This window comes from Pseudocitrobacter sp. 2023LY-00077, from assembly GCF_055796175.1.
The window spans coordinates 57,117-76,541 of record NZ_JBSPEI010000021.1 but is presented as its reverse complement, the minus strand read 5'-3'; the positions used below and the strand labels follow the sequence as shown (position 1 = coordinate 76,541).

At 54.6% G+C, this 19,425-nt stretch carries 18 protein-coding genes and 1 pseudogene; 6 read left to right on the top strand and 13 right to left on the bottom strand.

The features are described 5' to 3' along the window. Nucleotides 1-44 precede the first annotated feature (44 nt). Together mlc and bioD are read left to right on the top strand one after the other, a co-directional pair. On the top strand, nt 45-1,265 hold the full coding sequence (gene mlc / locus ACWWFX_RS21805; protein ID WP_276221300.1) for a sugar metabolism global transcriptional regulator Mlc: 1,221 nt from the start codon (nt 45-47) through the stop codon (nt 1,263-1,265). A 127-nt stretch (nt 1,266-1,392) separates the two neighbouring features. Next, a complete protein-coding gene (gene bioD / locus ACWWFX_RS21800; RefSeq protein ID WP_108474210.1) occupies nt 1,393-2,088 on the top strand; it encodes a dethiobiotin synthase in 696 nt (231 codons plus the stop codon). Here bioD and clcB read toward each other — a convergent pair. The 11 genes and pseudogenes from clcB to ACWWFX_RS21745 form a co-directional block, all read right to left on the bottom strand. Next, complete coding sequence (gene clcB / locus ACWWFX_RS21795; RefSeq protein WP_473224768.1) at nt 2,041-3,333, bottom strand: voltage-gated ClC-type chloride channel ClcB; 1,293 nt, start codon at nt 3,331-3,333, stop codon at nt 2,041-2,043. The two genes, bioD and clcB, sit on opposite strands and share 48 nt — an antisense overlap. Nucleotides 3,334-3,519: 186 nt before the next feature. Beyond that, nucleotides 3,520-4,668, bottom strand: a complete 1,149-nt coding sequence (gene osmV, locus ACWWFX_RS21790; protein WP_276224049.1) for an osmoprotectant ABC transporter ATP-binding protein OsmV — start codon at nt 4,666-4,668, stop codon at nt 3,520-3,522. Further along, a complete protein-coding gene (gene osmW, locus ACWWFX_RS21785) occupies nt 4,668-5,315 on the bottom strand; it encodes an osmoprotectant ABC transporter permease OsmW (protein ID WP_015964466.1) in 648 nt (215 codons plus the stop codon). Before osmW ends, osmV begins: the two co-directional genes overlap by 1 nt. Nucleotides 5,316-5,324: 9 nt before the next feature. Continuing rightward, nucleotides 5,325-6,227, bottom strand: a complete 903-nt coding sequence (gene osmX, locus ACWWFX_RS21780) for an osmoprotectant ABC transporter substrate-binding protein OsmX (RefSeq protein WP_473224767.1) — start codon at nt 6,225-6,227, stop codon at nt 5,325-5,327. A gap of 16 nt (nt 6,228-6,243) precedes the next feature. Further along, nucleotides 6,244-6,954, bottom strand: a complete 711-nt coding sequence (gene osmY, locus ACWWFX_RS21775; protein WP_276224054.1) for an osmoprotectant ABC transporter permease OsmY — start codon at nt 6,952-6,954, stop codon at nt 6,244-6,246. Nucleotides 6,955-7,222: 268 nt separating this feature from the next. Further along, nucleotides 7,223-7,837 carry a Tat proofreading chaperone DmsD gene (gene dmsD / locus ACWWFX_RS21770; protein ID WP_276224056.1) on the bottom strand — a complete coding sequence of 205 codons (615 nt, stop codon included), beginning with the start codon at nt 7,835-7,837 and terminating at the stop codon, nt 7,223-7,225. Between the two features lie 50 nt (nt 7,838-7,887). Further along, nucleotides 7,888-8,745: a dimethyl sulfoxide reductase anchor subunit family protein gene (locus tag ACWWFX_RS21765; protein ID WP_473224766.1), complete on the bottom strand. Its 858-nt coding sequence runs from the start codon at nt 8,743-8,745 to the stop codon at nt 7,888-7,890. 1 nt (nt 8,746) lies between these two features. Beyond that, on the bottom strand, nt 8,747-9,364 hold the full coding sequence (locus ACWWFX_RS21760; RefSeq protein WP_276224060.1) for a DMSO/selenate family reductase complex B subunit: 618 nt from the start codon (nt 9,362-9,364) through the stop codon (nt 8,747-8,749). A gap of 10 nt (nt 9,365-9,374) precedes the next feature. Next, nucleotides 9,375-11,804, bottom strand: a complete 2,430-nt coding sequence (gene ynfF / locus ACWWFX_RS21755; RefSeq protein WP_473224765.1) for a selenate/tellurate reductase subunit YnfF — start codon at nt 11,802-11,804, stop codon at nt 9,375-9,377. 67 nt (nt 11,805-11,871) lie between these two features. Further along, nucleotides 11,872-14,307, bottom strand: a pseudogene (ynfE, locus tag ACWWFX_RS21750) (selenate/tellurate reductase subunit YnfE). A 143-nt stretch (nt 14,308-14,450) separates the two neighbouring features. Further along, nucleotides 14,451-14,720 carry a DUF1161 domain-containing protein gene (locus ACWWFX_RS21745; RefSeq protein WP_108474221.1) on the bottom strand — a complete coding sequence of 90 codons (270 nt, stop codon included), beginning with the start codon at nt 14,718-14,720 and terminating at the stop codon, nt 14,451-14,453. Nucleotides 14,721-14,821: 101 nt separating this feature from the next. Here ACWWFX_RS21745 and ACWWFX_RS21740 point away from each other — a divergent pair, with 101 nt between their 5' ends. Continuing rightward, nucleotides 14,822-15,532 carry a YnfC family lipoprotein gene (locus ACWWFX_RS21740; protein WP_276224065.1) on the top strand — a complete coding sequence of 237 codons (711 nt, stop codon included), beginning with the start codon at nt 14,822-14,824 and terminating at the stop codon, nt 15,530-15,532. Here ACWWFX_RS21740 and speG read toward each other — a convergent pair. Further along, a complete protein-coding gene (speG, locus tag ACWWFX_RS21735) occupies nt 15,526-16,086 on the bottom strand; it encodes a spermidine N1-acetyltransferase (protein ID WP_015964455.1) in 561 nt (186 codons plus the stop codon). The genes ACWWFX_RS21740 and speG overlap by 7 nt on opposite strands. 77 nt (nt 16,087-16,163) lie before the next feature. After that, on the bottom strand, nt 16,164-16,505 hold the full coding sequence (locus ACWWFX_RS21730) for a DUF1283 family protein (RefSeq protein WP_276224068.1): 342 nt from the start codon (nt 16,503-16,505) through the stop codon (nt 16,164-16,166). A gap of 139 nt (nt 16,506-16,644) precedes the next feature. Between ACWWFX_RS21730 and ACWWFX_RS21725 the strand changes: the two genes are divergently transcribed. The 3 genes from ACWWFX_RS21725 (at nt 16,645) to ACWWFX_RS21715 (ending at nt 19,415) form a co-directional block, all read left to right on the top strand. Beyond that, nucleotides 16,645-16,971: a YnfA family protein gene (locus tag ACWWFX_RS21725; protein WP_473224764.1), complete on the top strand. Its 327-nt coding sequence runs from the start codon at nt 16,645-16,647 to the stop codon at nt 16,969-16,971. 198 nt (nt 16,972-17,169) lie between these two features. Beyond that, on the top strand, nt 17,170-18,384 hold the full coding sequence (gene rspA, locus ACWWFX_RS21720) for a starvation-sensing protein RspA (RefSeq protein ID WP_473224763.1): 1,215 nt from the start codon (nt 17,170-17,172) through the stop codon (nt 18,382-18,384). A gap of 14 nt (nt 18,385-18,398) precedes the next feature. After that, the gene (locus ACWWFX_RS21715; protein ID WP_473224762.1) at nt 18,399-19,415 is read left to right on the top strand and encodes a Zn-dependent oxidoreductase; all 1,017 of its coding nucleotides are present in this window, start codon (nt 18,399-18,401) and stop codon (nt 19,413-19,415) included. Nucleotides 19,416-19,425 lie beyond the last annotated feature (10 nt).

Genomic DNA, 19,425 nt, shown 5'->3' with positions numbered 1-19,425 from the left:
AGCCCTGAGATTATTTCGAAGCGCGAAAATAAAGGGAGTCTACGGTGGTAGCGGACAGTCAGCCAGGCCATATCGATCAAATAAAGCAGACCAATGCGGGCGCGGTGTATCGCCTGATTGATCAGCTTGGCCCGGTGTCGCGTATCGACCTCTCCCGGCTGGCGCAGCTGGCGCCGGCCAGTATTACCAAAATTGTGCGTGAAATGCTCGAAGCACATCTGGTGCAGGAAACTGAAATTCAGGAGCCTGGCAGCCGCGGGCGTCCAGCCGTCGGTTTGATGGTGGAAACGGAAGCCTGGCACTATCTGGCGTTGCGTATCAGCCGGGGTGAAATTCACCTCGCGCTGCGCGATCTCAGTAGCAAGCTGGTGGTAGAAGAGCGCCTCGAGCTGGCGCTTCAGGACCCGCAACCGCTTTTGAACCGCATTATCACGCAAATCGATCAGTTCTTTATTCGCCATCAGGGCAAGCTGGAGCGTTTAACGGCTATCGCCATTACGCTTCCCGGCATCATTGATACGGAAAGCGGGATCATTCATCGGATGCCGTTCTACGAGGACGTGAAAGAGATGCCGCTGGGTGAAACGCTGGCGGCGCATACGGGCGTACCTGTTTATATTCAGCATGATATCAGCGCATGGACCATGGCAGAGGCGCTGTTTGGCGCATCACGTGGGGCGCGGGATGTCATTCAGGTGGTGATTGATCATAACGTGGGCGCGGGGGTGATCACCGACGGCCGTCTGCTTCATGCGGGCAGCAGTAGTCTGGTGGAGATTGGCCATACGCAGGTCGATCCTTACGGAAAACGTTGCTACTGCGGTAACCACGGTTGCCTGGAGACCATCGCCAGCGTAGAGAGCGTGCTGGAGCTGGCGCAGGTGCGAATGCATCAGTCGATGAGTTCGATGCTGCACCAGCAGCCGCTGACGGTGGAGTCGCTGTGCCTGGCGGCGGTCAAGGGCGATTTACTGGCGAAAGATATCATCACCAGCGTCGGTACCAACGTCGGGCGCATCCTGGCCATCATGGTGAATTTATTCAATCCACAAAAAATACTTATCGGTTCGCCGTTTAATCAGGCTGCCGATATCCTCTTCCCGGCGATCAGCGACTGTATTCGTCAGCAGTCACTTCCGGCTTACAGCAAGCATATCTCCGTTGAACAGACCCAGTTCTCAAACCGTGGCACGATGGCCGGGGCGGCGCTGGTCAAGGATGCGCTCTATAACGGATCGCTGCTGATTCGACTGTTACAGGGTTAACATTTTTTCACTGTCGCGCAAAAAATTGCGCTATCTCAAGCCGAGTTTCTGGTTCATCACGTAGACTTTCACCACTTTAAATTATTTCTGGTCTGTATATTTCACCGGCATAACTGTGGAGTTAGTAATGCTTAACCGTTTCTTTATTACTGGTACTGATACTTCTGTCGGCAAGACGGTGGTTTCCCGTGCGCTACTGCAGGCGCTGGCAGCCAGCGGGAAACGAGTAGCCGGGTACAAACCTGTGGCAAAAGGCAGCAAAGAGACCCCTGAAGGGCTACGCAACAAAGATGCGCTGGTGCTGCAAAGCGTGTCGTCGCTGGAACTGCCTTACGATGCGGTGAACCCGATTGCCCTGAGCGAAGAAGAAAGCAGCGTCGCGCATAGCTGCCCAATCAACTACACGCTGCTGTCAAACGGGCTCGCCAGCCTGAGCGAGAAAGTGGACAACGTGGTCGTTGAAGGGACAGGCGGCTGGCGTAGTCTGATGAATGACCTGCGCCCGCTTTCTGAATGGGTGGTTCAGGAGCAATTGCCGGTCGTGATGGTGGTCGGGATTCAGGAAGGGTGCATCAACCATGCGCTGCTGACGGCCCAGGCCATCGCAAACGACGGCCTGCCGCTGATTGGCTGGGTGGCTAACCGTATTAACCCGGGCCTTGCACATTACGCGGAAATCATTGATGTGCTGAGTAAAAAACTGCCCGCGCCGCTGATTGGTGAACTGCCGTATCTGCCGCGCGCCGAGCAGCGTGAACTGAGCCAGTACATCAATTTATCCATGTTGAGCAACGTGCTCACGGTAGATCGAATCCTGGCGTAAGGTTCGCGACAGCACTGACGCCAGTACACAGGCAATCAATAAACCGGGCAGTACGCTATATTGCCCGGTCATTTCACAAATCATCAATGTCGACATGATCGGCGCATGCGTGGTTGCCGCCAGCAGCGTTGCCATGCCGCTCATCCCCAGTAAGACAGCCATTGACGGCTGATCGGGCAGCCAAATCCCGCACAGCTGCGCAAACAGCATGCCCACTGCCATTCCCAGAAACAGCGTTGGCGTAAACACGCCGCCCGGCGCGCCGGAGCCGCTACTGGCGAGGATCGCTAATAGTTTACAAATGAATATCCCTGCAATTGCGGCAAGCAACGGCGGGGACAGCAGCGAGGCATGGACCACGCTGTAACCATTTCCCCAGACCGCGGGCGTCAGTAGCGACAGCAGGCCAACAATCAACCCGCCGAGCGCCAGTTGCCAGGGCGGAGAGAGTTTCAGGCGCAAAAAGAGGTTGTGCGTGGCATTCATTAACCACATCAATAACGGGCCACATACGCCCGCCAGCAGACCGGTGGCGATAATCAGCGCATAGGCCGTTACGTTGAGCGAGTGCGGCAGATTGACAACGTAGAGCGGTTCGCTGCCGCCACCGATCAGATGCGTGGTCAGCAATGCGACAACGGCAGACACCACGACCGGGCCAAGCGAGGCCAGAATCAATGTGCCAAACAGAATTTCGGCGATAAACAGGCTACCCGCCAGCGGTGCGTGGTAGGCGCTCGCCATCCCGGCGGCAGCCCCGCAGGCAATCCATAATTTCCATTCGTCGCGTGCGGTAAATCGCTGAGCAAACCACGACGCTGCCAGTGCCGCCAGCAGGATCATCGCGCCTTCACGGCCAATGGCGCTACCGCTGACCACCACCAGTAACGATGCCAGTGATTTGACCAGGCTGGCGCCATAATCAAATTGCCCGTCGGTGCGCAGCGCTTCCATGTAGTCCGTGGGCGCGTGAGGCCGTTGTTGATTCAAACGCTGCCAGCCCCACAAGAGCATTCCCGCCGCAAATCCGCCAAGAGCGGGCGTCAGCACGCGCCGCCAGGCGGAAAGCCCCGTCGCGGCGTTGACCAGGCTGCCGGTGTCATTGCTGAGAAACAGCCACTCCAGAAACAGCATGGCATGACGAAACCCTGCCACCGCCAGCGCGGCGAGCATACCGGTGATGGCGGCAAACAGCAGACGACGAAGCATAGTGCGCAGATCGGGATAAGCGTGAAGACGTTGCATGAGCGGTTTCAACACAAAGAAGTTCAGGCGGCTATTTTGCGGGGAAAGCAGGGGAGATGCAAAAGCTGTGGGTGCGGATCCCCCTCACCCTAACCCTCTCCCACAGGGAGAGGGGACCGTTCGTGCCAGTGGTTAAGTGTGTGCGGTTTTCTCCCTCTCCCTGTGGGAGAGGGCCGGGGTGAGGGCTTAGTTCTCGCTATAAATATTCAGCGCCCGACGCGTACGCCCGGAGCTGAGATAATCGGCAATATAATCCTGCGAAATCTCGCCGTTATAGCGCCCCTCTTCATCGACAATCGGCATCCAGCTGGTATTGCTCTCATAGAGTTTCGACAGCACCACGCGCAGGTTATCTTCCGCCTTACCGGTGACGCGGAACGGGTGGATGAGATCAGAACAGACGCCGCTCGCCTGACGCGCTTCGCGACGTTTCACAAACCCGAGCGGTTTGCCTTCCTCATCCACCACGGTCAGCGCGCGAATGTCGTTGTCATCCATGATGCCGAAAGCTTCAGCAAGCGGCGTAGAGTTGCGGGCGGTAATCGTCGGTTGCTGGTCGGTGACGTCGCCCGCCGAGACTAACAGCAGGCGCTTCAGCGTACGGTCCTGGCCGACAAACGAGCCGACAAATTCGTTGGCCGGTTTTGCCAGCAGCTCATCCGGGCTGGCGCACTGAATAATGCGTCCCTGACGGAATACCGCGATACGGTCGCCCAGTTTCAGCGCTTCATCGATATCGTGACTCACCAGCATGACGGTTTTCTTCAGTGCTCGCTGCATCTCGAGGAACTGATTCTGAATCACTTCACGGTTAATCGGGTCGACCGCGCCGAAAGGTTCATCCATCAGCAGTACCGGTGGATCCGCCGCCAGGGCGCGGATCACGCCAATACGCTGCTGCTGACCGCCGGACATCTCTTTGGGGTAGCGATGAAGGAATTTTTTCGAATCCAGCGCCACCATTTCCATCAGTTCCTGCGCACGGGTTTTGCAGCGGGCTTTATCCCAGCCCAGCATGCGCGGTACCACGGTAATGTTCTCTTCAATGGTCATATTCGGGAACAGACCGATTTGCTGGATAACATAGCCAATATTGCGACGCAGCGTCACCGTGTCCATCTCATCGGTATTTTGCCCGTTGATGAGAATGGTCCCGCTGCTGGGTTTAATCAGGCGGTTGATCATCTTCAGGGTGGTGGTTTTGCCGCAGCCGGAGGGCCCCAGCAGTACACACATTTCACCTTCTGGCACATTCAAGTTCACGTTATCGACGGCCTTTAATGGTTGACCGTTTTTCTGTGAAAATTGTTTAGTGAGGTTTTCCAGTTTTATCATTATCGTATCCCCTTCGGTGTCAGAGCGATTTGCAGGCGGTGCAGCAGCCAGTCGAGCACAATCGCCAGTAAGCAAATCATCAGTGCGCCAGCAATCAGCATGCGGATATCACTTCCGCCAATGCCGTTCAGTAACAGTAATCCCAGCCCGCCTGCGCCAATTACGGCAGCAATCGCCATCACGCCGATGTTCATCACCACGGCGGTGCGAATACCGCCGAAAATCACCGGTAATGCCATCGGAATTTCTACCCAGCGCAAACGCTGCCAGAAGGTCATGCCGATTCCGCGTCCCGCTTCGCGCAGGCCAGGCGGCAGGGCGTCCAGCGCCGTATGCGTGTTGCGCACAATTGGCAGCAGGGAATAGAGGAAAACGGCGGTGACGGCGGGCAGCACGCCAATCCCGTGACCGATCAGCGAAAACAGCGGGATCATCAGGCCAAACAGGGCGATAGACGGAATGGTTAACAGCAGCGTCGCGACGCTCAGTACCGGCGTGGCCAGCCATTTGTGACGCACGATGAGAATGCCGAGCGGGACGCCAATAATAATCGCAAGACCCACCGCCAACGCCACCAGCCACAGATGCTGAAGGGTGAGCGTGGCAAGGTAGCCTGCGTTGTCCATCATGTAATGCAACGTGTCCATAAGCGCTCCTTACAGCATGCCTTTGTCTTGCAGGAATTTACGGGCTACCTGCTGCGGGGTTTGATGGTCGATATCCACCTGCGCGTTAAGCGTGGCGATCACGTCGTTATTCAACTGGCCGGAGAGGGTATCCAGCGCTTCTTCAAGGCCTGGATTGGCCTCCAGCACGTCTTTGCGCACCACCGGTGTCACGGCGTAGCTCGGGAAGAAACCTTTGTCATCATCCAGCACTTTCAGGTCAAAACCTTTCACGCGACCATCGGTGGTATAGATAAGCCCGGCATCGACAAAACCATCGCGTACCGCGTTATAGACCAGACCCGGGTCCATCTGGCGGATCTGCGGGCGATCGAGCGGCATGTTGTAGGCTTCCTGCAACGGCTTCATGCCGTCACTGCGCCCGGCGAATTCAAGGTCCAGCCCCAGACGCCAGTTTTTATCCGGGTCGGTCTGGCGGATGTGCTCAATCTTCTCCACCATCTGCGACATGGTGGTAATGCCTTCCGCTTCCGCACGTTTACGCTGCATGGCGAAGGCATAGGTATTGTTCATATCTGCCGGCTTAAGCCACACCAGGCCCAGTTTGGCGTCCAGCCGTTTTACCGTGTCGTAAGACTCCTGCGGGCTCATCCGTTTGTTGATGTGGTTAAAGATAATCAGTGAGGTACCGGTGTACTCCCATGTCATATCAATCTGTTTGTTGATCATCGCATTACGCGAGATAACGGTGGCAATGTTGGTTTGTGGCTGAACCTGGAATCCTTTCTTTTGCAGATACTGCACGGTCATCGCCGATAAAATATGCTGTTCGGTAAAGCTCTTGGTGGCCAGGGTAATAGGCGCAGCCTGCGCGGTTCCGGCAAACAGTAACGTTGCGCTAAACCACCCCAGCAGCTGTTTTTTAAATGTCATGTCATGCTCCTTATGTTCAGGCTGTATGGGGGCTGAGTACGCGGCCAAGCCAGGCGAGCAGGGAATCAAGGATCAGGGCAAAAAGGGCGGTAGCCGTGGCGCCTAAAATCAGCGTTGGGAAATCGTTAAGGTAGATCCCCGGGAAAATCAGTTCGCCGTAGCTGCTGGCACCAATCAGGAAGGCGAGCGGAGCAGTACCGACGTTGATCGCGGTTGCGATGCGAATGCCTGACAGCATCACCGGCCAGGCGTTGGGGAGTTCGACCTGCCAGAGCCGTTGTAACTTCGTCATGCCGATTCCGTTGGCCGCTTCAATCAGCGAAGGCGGAACCGACTTCAGGCCGGAATAGGTGTTACGCACAATCGGCAGCAGCGAGGCGAGGAAAAGCGCCACGATAGCGGGTATATCACCAATCCCGATGACCACCATCGCCAGTGCCAGTACTGCCAGCGGCGGCAGCGTGTTACCGACGTTGAAAATCTGCATCACATATTCGGCGATACCCTTTGCCGCCGGACGGCTTAACAGGATACCGCTGGGAATACCGACCAGCAGGGCAAAGAACATTGAGATAAAGACGAGTTTAAGGTGTTGTTGACCCAGGTAGATCAGGTCAACCTGACGGGCTTTTATTGTGTCCAGTCCGATGCCCCAGACGAGGAGCGCCAGTACCAGAACAATCGCGCCAGTAAAGCCCAGAAAGCGCATAAGGGGGGAAGCCTGCATTGCTGTGTTTCTCCCTGTTATAGGTTTTTATTAACGCGTCATATTCAAAGTGACGCATTTGACCTATAGCAATGGATGAGCGGGCATTCCAGAAACAGGGGGATTTATCTTGCTCAGCTTTTCAGCGAAATCAGTAGGTTGGCTATACGGGAGAACGGCTTGCGGGGGATGTATAGAATAGTCTTAAAAGTAAAACCCAGAAGTGACGTTGTCACAATTAGTCGTGGCCGGATAAGGCGTATTACGCCGCTATCCGGCACGACGGACATTATCGGTACAGCGTTTTCACAGCAACCGGAATCAATAACTGAGACTGCCACTGCGCCAGCGTCTGTTGCGCTAATTCGCCCAACGCCTGATAAAACGGGTGCTCTGCGTTAGCGACAAACTCTTCCAGAAAACGCGTGGACCACGGGAAGAGATGCCAGGCCAGCAGTTGTTCGCACAGGACGTGCTGCTCATTTTCCGCCAGCCAGGCGGCCAGCAGTAGCAGGGAGCCAAAGTGATCTTCCGGCTCGTTTTGCTGCATATCGAACTGGATGCCGTTTTCACGCATCCACTGGCGCAGCGCCAGGGTCGAGTCGCCAAACAGCACCGATTCGCGGTCCAGCCAGACGGAACCCCACGGTGGAGAAGGCAACGCATACGGGCCGACAAACAAGCGCTGCCAGGCTTCAGACAACGTTTCTTCGGCATCCGCGTTAAATTTTGCGCTCAGTGGCTGCAACACCTCTTGTGGCAAGGGCCACTGGGTCAGCCATTCCGTGCCTTTCAGCGCCTCAACCAGCGGCGCGGCTTCCGGGCTTTCTGGCGGCAGATAAAACAGCGCGCCGAGTACACGGGCGGTCATGGGAAATGCGTCGTGTTGGGTAAAATCAGTCATTCAAACCATCCTAAAAAGTGCGGGTTGCCCCGCACCAGTTGTGTCATCCGTTAACCTGCAACGGCCATACCCACGGTCATGTGCAGGCCGTAGAAAAGACCACGGCCAATCAGTTCGCCAGCCAGCACCAGGAGGAGCCCCAGCAACAGGCCAAACACAGCCGGTTCTTTGCGACGTACCAGCGGGCAAATCCAGCAGCCAAGACCCGCAGCAACCAGCACGATATGCCAGACCTGCAGGCTGCCGTAGTCCGGTACCAGCGCGCTGGCCTGCTGTACGGAGCTGTGAATGTCGCCGAGCGAAATACCCTGCAAAACAATCACTGCAATGCTCACCAGCAGGGCGAGAACGCTGACTGCCGCAAAGGTGACTCCGTTAAACATCACGCGTGCTGCACGCAGCAGCAGGGCGGCAAACAGCGGGCCGCTGACAAAGGCCGTCAGGAAGAAGGCCAGCGTCGTATAGCCATTATACCAGGTTGGCACGGTATCGATCTGATAAACACGGGTCATTGCCCAGATAAATACCAGCCCCAGCACCATGCTCACCAGCAACCAGAGTTTGCCCAGCGCTTCCGGCATTTTGCCCAGCACGGCCACCAGCCACCAGAATCCGCCGACGGCGAAGAAAATCGACCCGGCGGCAATTTCATTACTCAGCGCAGACGCGCCCACGCGGTTCAGGGAGTTAAACGCCCGCAGCGGTGAACCGAGGTGCATAATCGACGCCAGAAAACCGACGCCCATCACCAGCCATAAAAAGAACATACCGCGCACCAGACGTTGACGCGCGGCAGCATCATCTTTCAAGGCGAACCAGCCGAGCCCGCTGACAATCAGCGCCCCAGCAACGCACTGGCCCAGTACGGTGAAGAGTACCAGCGGCCATTCATGCCATCCATTTCCCATTTCAGACCTCCTTTGGGTTTGCCAGATAACCGGTGGTATCGCCGGTCGGGCGCGCGTTAGCGTTAGGTTTAATCACAATGTTCGGTTTGGTGAAGTGTGCGGACGGCAGCGGCGCGACAGCCGCCAGGTTGCCGTGTTTTTTGCGCAGTTCGTCGATCGGGCCAAAGTCCAGCGCGCGCAGCGGGCAGGATTCAACACAAATCGGTTTTTTGCCATCGGCGACGCGGTCATGACAGCCGTCGCATTTGGTCATATGACCTTTCGCAGCATTGTATTGCGGTGCGCCATACGGACACGCCATGTGGCAATAGCGACAGCCGATGCAAACATCTTCATCGACAACAACGAAACCATCTTCGCGTTTGTGCATCGCGCCGCTTGGGCACACCTTGGTACACGCCGGATCTTCGCAGTGATTGCACGAGATGGAGAGATAATAGGCGAAGACGTCCTGATGCCAGACGCCGTTATCTTCCTGCCAGTTGCCGCCCGCGTATTCATAAATGCGACGGAAGCTGACATCGGGGCCCAAATCTTTGTAATCCTTACACGCCAGCTCGCAGGTTTTGCAGCCTGTGCAGCGGGCGGAATCAATATAAAAGCCGTACTGGGTTGTCATCGGTTACTCCTTATACCTTTTCAACCTGAACCAGATTGCTGTGAGACGGGTTGCCTTTCGCCAGCGGTGATGGACGGTGAGAGGTGAGAATGTTGATGCTGCCGCCGTGATCCAGGCGATCGCCGAACATATCAGCCTTCAGCCACGCGCCTTGCCCGATGGCGGTGACGCCAGGCAGAATGCGCGGCGTGACTTTCGCCGGGATCAGCATTTGGCCATGCTGGCTGGAAACACGAACGGTATCGCCATTGGCAATGCCGCGCGGTTGTGCATCGACCGGGTTGATCCAGATCTCCTGCGGGCAGGCCTGTTGCAGCACGTCGATGTTGCCGTAGCTGGAGTGGGTACGCGCTTTATAGTGGAAACCGGTTAATTGCAGCGGATAGGTTTTGCGCGCCGGGTCGCTCACGCCATCAAAGCCGGGTGCATAGGCCGGCAGCGGGTGAATAATTTCATCCTCTTTCAGCTCCCAGGTTTTAGCGATATCGGCAAGCCGTTCAGAGTAGATCTCAATTTTTCCTGATGGCGTTTTCAGCGGATTCGCTGCCGGGTTGTCACGGAAATCGCGGAAAGCTACGTAGTGTTCTTCCGGGCATTTTTTCTTGAAGATGCCGAGCGTTTTCATCTCTTCATAGGACGGCATTTCCGGATTCCGTTCTTTGGTTTTGGCATGCAGGTACTGAACCCATTCATGCTGTGAGCGGCCTTCGGTGAAGGTTTGATACACATCCGGCCCAAGACGTTTGGCGATTTCAGACAGGATTTCATAAATCGGACGACGTTCGAACTTACGGCTGGTTGCCGGTTGACCGAGAATGACATAACCCATGTTCCCGGCGGATTCATGAGAAATCAGATCCTCCTGCTCGGTCGGCATGAGATCGGGCAGCAGAATGTCGCAATATTTTGCTGACGCCGTCATGAAATGCTCGATGCCGACAATCATTTCGCACTTGCTATCATCCTGCAAAATCTCATGGGTGCGGCTGATATTACCGTTCTGGTTGATAAGCGTGTTGCTGGCATAACACCACATGAACTTAATCGGCACGTCGAGTTTATCTTTCCCGCGCACACCGTCGTGGATGGCGGTCATTTTCTCGCCGTGGTCGATAGCGTCCGGCCAGGTGAAGACGGAGATTTGCGTTTTCACCGGGTTATCGAGCATCGAGAACCACTCCACGCCGAGATCCCATGTCCCTTCACGCACGCCGGAGTTCCCGCCATTGATACCCACGTTACCGGTCAGCACTGACAGCATGGCGATGGCGCGTGAGTTTTGCTCACCGTTGGAGTGACGCTGCGGCCCCCAGCCCTGGCAGATGTAGGCCGGTTTTGCGCTACCGATTTCACGCGCCAGCTTGATGATTTTATCCGCCGGGATACTGGTGATTTGCGCCGCCCATTCTGGCGTTTTCGCGATGCCATCCGGGCCATCGCCCAGAATATAGGCTTTGTAGTGCGCATTTTGCGGGGCGCTGGCAGGCAGCGTTTTTTCGTCGTAACCGACGCAGTATTTATCGAGGAATGGTTGATCAACGAGGTTTTCAGTGATTAACACCCAGGCGATCGCTGCGGCCAGCGCGCCGTCGGTGCCAGGGCGAATCGGCAGCCACTCATCTTCACGCCCGGCCGCGGTGTCGTTATAGCGCGGGTCGATGACGATCATGCGGGCATTAGAGCGCTCGCGCGCCTGTTCCACATAATAGGTGACGCCGCCACCGCTCATGCGCGTTTCCGCCGGGTTGTTGCCGAACATCACTACCAGTTTGGTGTTGGCGATATCGTCCGGGCTGTTGCCGTCATTACTGCCGAACATGTAGCTCATGGCGGCGCTGATTTGTGCGGTACTGTAACTGCCATAACGGCTCAGGTAACCACCACACGAGTTCATCAGGCGATAAGGAACGTTAGAGTTAGTGATGTTGCCGCCGTCAACGCCGGTGCCGTAGAGCACGTGCACCGCTTCGTTACCGTAATCTTTCAGAATGCGTTTCAGGTTATCGCCGATGGTATCCAGCGCTTCATCCCACGAAATGCGTTCGAATTTGCCTTCACCGCGCTTACCGACGCGTTTCATCGGATATTTCAGGCGATCCGGGTGATTCATACGGCGACGAATCGAGCGCCCGCGCAGGCAGGCGCGAACCTGATGGTTGCCGTAGATATCTTCGCCGGTGGTGTCTGATTCCACCCAATAAACGCTGTCGTCCTTGACGTGAAGCCGTAACAGGCAGCGGCTGCCGCAGTTAACGGTGCATGAACTCCAGACCGCTTTTTCCTCCACGGGTGCCAGTTTATCCGCCGCCTGAGCGATGCGGGTAAATGGCAGTGTGAAGGCGCTGCTGGCGGCGGCCAGGCCGCCTATCGCGGAGGTTTTCACCAGATTTCGGCGGCTAATCTTCGCCGTCATAAGCGCCTCAGGCGCGATGATTTTCATAGTGACTCACTTATTTGCTTTTCCATAATTAAAACGCCCGGGCCAAAAGACACTCGGGCAAAACGCGTTATACCTTTTCGACTTGTACCAGATTGGTGTGCTGTGGATTACCTTTCGCCAGCGGGGAGGGACGCTGAGTGGTGAGGGTGTTGACGCAGCCGCCGTGGTCGATTTTATCGCCCGCCATGTTGGCGTCATGCCACGCGCCCTGGCCCATGGCGCTGACGCCAGGCAGAATGCGCGGGGTGACTTTTGCGGGAAGACGCACTTCACCACGATCGTTAAAGACGCGCACCATATCGCCGTTGGCAATCCCGCGTGGCTGGGCGTCGACCGGGTTAATCCACACTTCCTGACGGCAGGCGGCCTGTAATACATCCACGTTGCCGTAGCTGGAGTGCGTGCGGGCTTTATAGTGGAAACCGAATAGCTGAAGCGGGAACTGGCTGCGTTTCGGGTCGTCCCAGCCCTCGAAGGTGGAGGCATAAACGGGGAGTGGACTGATGACCTCATCTTTTTGCAGCTCCCAGCTGTTGGCGATTTTCGCCAGACGGCTGGAGTAAATCTCAATTTTTCCGGACGGCGTTTTCAGCGGATTCGCTTGCGGATCGTCGCGGAAGGCTTTATAGGCCACAAAATGGCCGTTCGGATCTTTACGCTTATAAATCCCCATTTTTTTCAGCGCATTATAAGAGGGTAGCGCAGGGTCTTTGGCTTCCATTTTGGCGTAAAGATAGCGTAGCCAGTCTTCCTGAGTGCGCCCTTCGGTGAAGCGCTGGTGGATATCCGGGCCCAGACGCTTTGCTACTTCACTGGTGATCCAGTAGATAGGCTTACGCTCAAATTTTGGCGTGGTAGCAGGCTGGATGAAAATCAGATATCCCATATTCCCGGCGTAATCGTTGGGAATAATGTCTTCCTGTTCAACGGTCATCAGGTCGGGCAGAAGAATATCGGCATACTTCGCCGATGAGGTCATGAAGTTCTCGATAACCACGATCATTTCGCACTTCGACTCATCCTGCAAAATTTCATGGGTGCGGTTGATGTCAGAGTGCTGATTAGTGATGGTGTTGCCCGCGTAGTTCCAGATGAACTTAATCGGTACATCAAGCTTATCTTTACCGCGTACTCCATCGCGCAGGGCGGTCATTTCCGGGCCGTGGTCGATAGCGTCCGTCCAGCTAAAGCAGGAGATTTGCGTTTTCACCGGGTTTTCCGGCAACGGCATACGTTCGATGGTAATGGTGTAGGTTGATTCACGCGCGCCGCTGTTACCACCGTTGATGCCTACATTACCGGTGAGGATAGGCAGTATAGCGATTGCCCGAGAAGTGAGCTCACCGTTAGCCTGACGCTGCGGCCCCCAGCCCTAGCAAATATAAGCGGGTTTGGCGGTGCCAATTTCGCGGGCGAGCTGAATGATACGCTGCGCCGGAATGCCTGTAATCTGCGAAGCCCACTGCGGGGTTTTGGCGATACCGTCCTCGCCCTGGCCGAGAATGTATGCCTTATAATGGCCGTTCGCAGGCGCATCTTCTGGCAGCGTTTTCTCGTCATAACCGACGCAATACTTATCGAGGAAAGGCTGATCAACCAGATTTTCGTTAATCAACACCCAGGCGATACCCGCCACCAGCGCAGCGTCAGTACCGGGGCGAATGGGGATCCACTCATCTTCTCGGCCCGCAGCGGTATCGGTATAACGAGGATCGATAACGATCATGCGCGCATTTGAGCGTTCACGCGCTTGTTCAAGGAAATACGTAATCCCGCCGCCGCTCATACGCGTTTCCGCCGGATTATTGCCGAACATCACCACCAGTTTGGTGTTTTCGATATCGGAGGTGCTGTTGCCTTCGTTTGACCCGTAGGTGTAGGGCATGGCCGCCGCGATTTGTGCGGTGCTGTAGGTGCCGTAGTGGCTGAGAAAACCGCCGTAGCAGTTCATCAAGCGGGCGACTAACGAGGCGTAGGGCGAAGAACGGGTAATATTACCGCCGACGATCCCGGAGGTGTAGTTGATATACACCGCTTCGTTACCGTATTCATGCACCACTTTTTTCAGGCTGTTGCTGATGGTATCCAGCGCTTCATCCCAACTGATGCGCTCAAATTTGCCTTCGCCGCGCTTGCCTACGCGCTTCATGGGGTAATTGAGACGATCCGGATGATTGATTCGGCGGCGAATCGAGCGCCCACGCAGACAGGCGCGCACCTGGTGATCGCCATACACATCGTCACCGGTGTTATCCGTTTCAACCCAGTACACTTCGTCATCGCGCACGTGCAAACGCAAAGCGCAGCGGCTGCCGCAGTTGACGGAGCAGGCGCCCCAAACGACTTTATCTTCGGGCTGATTCGCGGATGAAACCGCCGCGGCGGCAGGGCGTAAGGCAAAAGGAAGAGATAATCCCCCAGCGACCAGGGCCAGTGAGCCTGCGGCTGAGGATTTGATAAGCGTCCGTCGGCTTATCCCGGCGGGAGATTCCGTTGTTGACATCGCTCACTCCATTATTATTTTGTCTAATTAATTTCAAAGTGAAATTAAATACCGGCTAATGGTGAGCGGATCATACATATTAAGGAGTAGGAAAGAATTATCCCTGGTCAAACCAGGGATAATATTTGATGACGGAGGCGAAGTTATTGGGCGTCGCTGGATGGGGCGTTATCGCTGCGGGTATAGATGATTTTAAAGGTATCGTTGGCGCAGTGGCCGACAACCTGAGCGCCTGACTGATCGGCCTGATCGTTAGGCACGATATCCAGTGAAAATGCGCTTTCGGCAACGCCGTTGTTGATGATTTTTTGTTGAATATCACTCCTGACACGTTCACATGAGTCAGGTGCAGCCAGCGCGGGCGCGGCGGCTCCGGCCAACAGTAACGCGAGTAACCAGCGTGAAGATCTCATGGCAATCTCCTTTTTGAAATGTAAATCAAGTATAGCAAAGCTAGTGTAAATAACTGTATTTGCTAATATGATTGAGAAAATTCCCCAAAAAGGATCCCGGCGTGAAGAGACTTCTGTTGCTGACCCCATTTATAGCGCTACTTGCAGCCTGCGATAAAAATGACTCGCCGGCCGCATTTTCCCCGGAAATGGCGAGCTTTTCTAATGAGTTCGATTTCGATCCGCTACGCGGGCCGGTAAAAGACTTTAGCCAGACGCTAATGAATGAGAAGGGCGAGGTGGCAAAGCGGGTTAGCGGGCAGATGTCCGAAGAGGGCTGTTTCGACGTGCTGGAGTTTCACGATCTGGAAAATAACACCGGCGCGACGCTGGTTCTGGATGCCAACTACTACGTCGACGGCATGACCCAGGAAAAACGCGTGCGGTTGCAGGGAAAATGTCAGCTGGCGGAATTGCCGTCTGCGGGCGTTGCCTGGGAAACAAACGACGATGGCTTTGTGGTGAAATCACTCAGCAAAGAACGTGAAGTGAATTATCAGTATGACGGCGAAGGGTATCCGCTGGGTAAAACGTCGCTCACCAAAGGAAATACGCTGGCGATATTATCTACCCCATCAGACGATCCGCGTAAAAAACTCGATTACACCTCCGTCAGCCTGCTGAACAAGCAGCCGGTTGGCAACGTTAAACAGAGTTGTGATTATGACCGGCATGATAATCCGGTTAGCTGCGACCTTGAGGTGATTGATATGAGCGTGAACCCGGCGGTCACGCTCCGTTATACGATTAAAAACGTGATTGATTATTACTGAGCCGTCGGCTTCAGCAACCCAGGAGCCGGTGTCTTGTGCATCGCCATATATTGATGCTGGAACAGACACATGCGGATGGTGTTGCGGTACTCGCCGTTGATAAAGAATTCGTGAATCAGCTCGCCCTCCACCATAAAACCGAGTTTGCGGTAGATGTGAATCGCTTTTTCGTTTTCTTTATCGACAATCAGGTAAAGCTTATACAGGTTAAGCACCGTAAAGCCGTAGTCCATCGCCAGTTTTGCGGCTTTCGAGGCTAACCCTTTACCCTGATGTTCCGGCGAAATAATAATCTGGAATTCCGCGCGGCGGTGAACGTGGTTAATTTCGACTAATTCGACCAGGCCCGCTTTCTCACCGTTGCACTCCACTACAAAACGACGTTCGCTTTGATCGTGAATGTGCTTGTCATAGAGATCGGAGAGTTCAACAAACGCTTCGTAGGGCTCTTCAAACCAGTAGCGCATGACGCTGGCGTTGTTATCGAGCTGGTGGACAAAGCGGAGGTCTTCGCGTTCGAGCGGGCGAAGTCTGACGTTACTGGCGTCACTCATGTGAAATCCTTTCAGGCTGACTATGGGATAAAAAGGGGAAAAGGGCGCAAACGCGCCCAACAACTATGGGTTAACAACTAGGGGTTAACGACGCGGCCCGTGCGACGGTCAAGGCAGCGCAGGGTATTCGGTTCCCAGTACGCGTTCACGTTAGCGCTCTGCTGGCATTTGTCGCGTGAATCGAAAGCGGCATCTTCTTTATCCCACTCTTTCTCAACGCGATTATTGACCTTATTACGCAGCGTACGGGTATCGTTCCACTGTTCTTTATCCATCGCCGCATCCTGACGCGTCTGAGCGTTATCACCCGATTCAATAATCAGTTTGCTGGTATTAGCAGAGGCTGACGCCGTATACATAATAGCGCTCAGCGCCAGCATCGCCGTCAGGCACAGGCGTTTGCCAGATGTCATATTCATTGCAGATTCCTTTGGCGTAACTAAAACGGAGATGAGTTTACTACAACTCGTTCCGGCGGCATACCCACGAGAAAAACAGGGTCGTCTTCAACGGATTATCCCGTATCATCGTTAAACCTACCTTAACGCTGCGACAATAATGTTAAAAACACCCTTACTTTTCTTTGCGACGGCGCTGTGTGAAATCCTGGGCTGCTATCTACCGTGGTTATGGTTAAAACGCGGCGCAACGCCGCTACTGCTGATTCCCGCCGCACTGGCGCTGGCGATGTTTGTCTGGCTGTTGACCTTGCATCCGACCGCCAGCGGGCGAGTCTATGCCGCGTATGGCGGTGTGTATATTCTCACCGCACTTATCTGGCTGCGAGTGGTGGATGGCGTCAAACTCTCAATGTATGACTGGGCAGGCGCGGGCGTGGCGTTTTGCGGCATGCTGATTATTGTGGCGGGATGGGGGCGGGGGTGATTCGCAAGCGCTGACCGTTGGCCGGAAAAGGCGTTACGCCGCATCCGGCATGAAGTTCTACGCTTAGCTAACAATCCCAACCGAACCAGGCACCTATTTTTGTGATCGTGATAGTCATTTTTTGATCGTTATACTTGTATGGTAGTAGTTCAGTTGTGTAACTTAGCGCCATTAACCGATGAGATGTAAGGATTGAAGATGAAGATCACAGGAGCTGAAGTTTTTGTTACCTGCCCAGGACGAAATTTTGTCACGTTGAAAATCACCACGTCTGAGGGCCTTGTAGGCTACGGCGATGCCACGCTGAACGGGCGTGAGCTTTCCGTTGCCTCATACCTGAAAGATCACCTATGCCCACAGTTGATTGGCCGCGATGCGCACCGCATCGAAGATATCTGGCAGTTTTTCTATAAAGGCGCCTACTGGCGTCGTGGCCCGATTACGATGTCGGCGATTTCCGCTGTGGATATGGCGTTGTGGGATATCAAAGCAAAGGCCGCAAATATGCCGCTTTATCAGCTGCTGGGCGGTGCGTCGCGTGAAGGCGTGATGGTTTATTGCCACACCACAGGTCACACCATTGATGACGTGCTCGAAGATTACGCTCGCCACAAAGAGATGGGCTTCAAAGCGATTCGCGTGCAGTGTGGCGTGCCGGGTATGAAAACGACCTATGGCATGTCGAAAGGGAAAGGGCTGGCTTACGAACCGGCCACCAAAGGGCAATGGCCGGAAGAGCAGCTGTGGTCAACTGAGAAGTACCTCGACTTCACGCCGAAGCTGTTTGATGCCGTGCGCAGCAAGTTCGGTTTTGACGAACACCTGCTGCATGACATGCATCATCGCCTGACGCCGATTGAAGCCGCGCGCTTCGGTAAAAGCGTGGAAGATTACCGCCTGTTCTGGATGGAGGATCCCACTCCGGCTGAAAATCAGGAATGTTTCCGCCTGATTCGTCAGCATACGGTAACGCCAATTGCCGTCGGTGAAGTCTTCAACAGTATCTGGGACTGTAAGCAGCTGATTGAAGAGCAGTTAATCGATTATATTCGCACCACGATTACTCATGCTGGCGGTATTACGGGGATGCGTCGCATCGCTGATTTCGCGTCACTTTATCAGGTGCGCACCGGCTCGCACGGTCCATCCGACCTTTCACCGGTATGCATGGCCGCGGCGCTGCATTTCGACCTGTGGGTGCCAAATTTTGGCGTGCAGGAATATATGGGCTATTCCGAGCAAATGCTTGAAGTCTTCCCGCATAACTGGACCTTCGATAACGGCTACATGCATCCGGGTGAGAAGCCAGGACTGGGTATCGAGTTTGATGAAAAGCTGGCGGCGAAATACCCGTATGACCCGGCGTATTTGCCTGTAGCGCGACTGGAAGATGGCACTCTGTGGAACTGGTAAGGAAGGAATAAAAAATGAAAAGTATTGTTGTTCAACAACCCAATGAACTTATCATTGAAGAACGTCCAATGCCTACTCCTGGCGTGGGGGAAGTGCGTGTAAAAATCAGTCTGGCAGGTATTTGTGGCTCAGATAGTCATATTTATCGTGGGCATAACCCTTTCGCGAAATATCCACGCGTCATTGGTCATGAGTTTTTTGGGGTTATTGATGCCGTAGGTGAAGGGGTAACCGATAAATTTCACGGGCAACGTGTATGCGTCGATCCGGTTATCAGTTGTGGTCATTGTTATCCCTGCTCAGTAGGTAAGCCTAATGTCTGCACATCACTGGTTGTTCTCGGCGTCCATCGTGATGGCGGATTCAGTGAATATGCTGTAGTCCCGGCGAAAAATGCCTGGGTTGTGGCCCCGACGATTGCCGATCACCATGCGGTTATGGTCGAACCCTTTACTATTGCGGCGAATGTCACCGGTCAGGTAGAACCACGTAAAGAGGATATCGCGCTGATTTATGGTGCCGGGCCGATGGGGCTGACAACGCTACAGGCTTTAAAAAATGTTTACCAAGTCAAGCAAGTGATTGTGGTTGACCGAATTGATGAACGATTAGCGATGGCTGAAAAGAATGGTGCAGACTGGGTAATCAATAACAGTACGCTGTCATTGCCGTCGTTACTTGAAGAGAAGGGAATCAAGCCGACGCTGATCGTTGATGCCGCCTGCCATCCTTCAATTTTACAGGAGGCCATTACGCTGGCTTCACCCGCGGCACGGATTGTGCTCATGGGGTTTTCTAGCGAGCCATCCACCGTTGTTCAGCAGGGGATTACCGGGAAAGAGATCTCTATTTATACCTCAAGACTTAATGCCAATAAATTTCCTGTGGTACTGGAGTGGCTGGAAAAGGGACTCATTGACCCAGACAAATTAATTACTCACCGCTTTAATTACGCCCAGGTCATTGAGGCCATAGAGTTATTCGAGAAAGATCAAAAATCGTGCTGCAAGGTGTTATTAACCTTCAACTAATAACAATAAT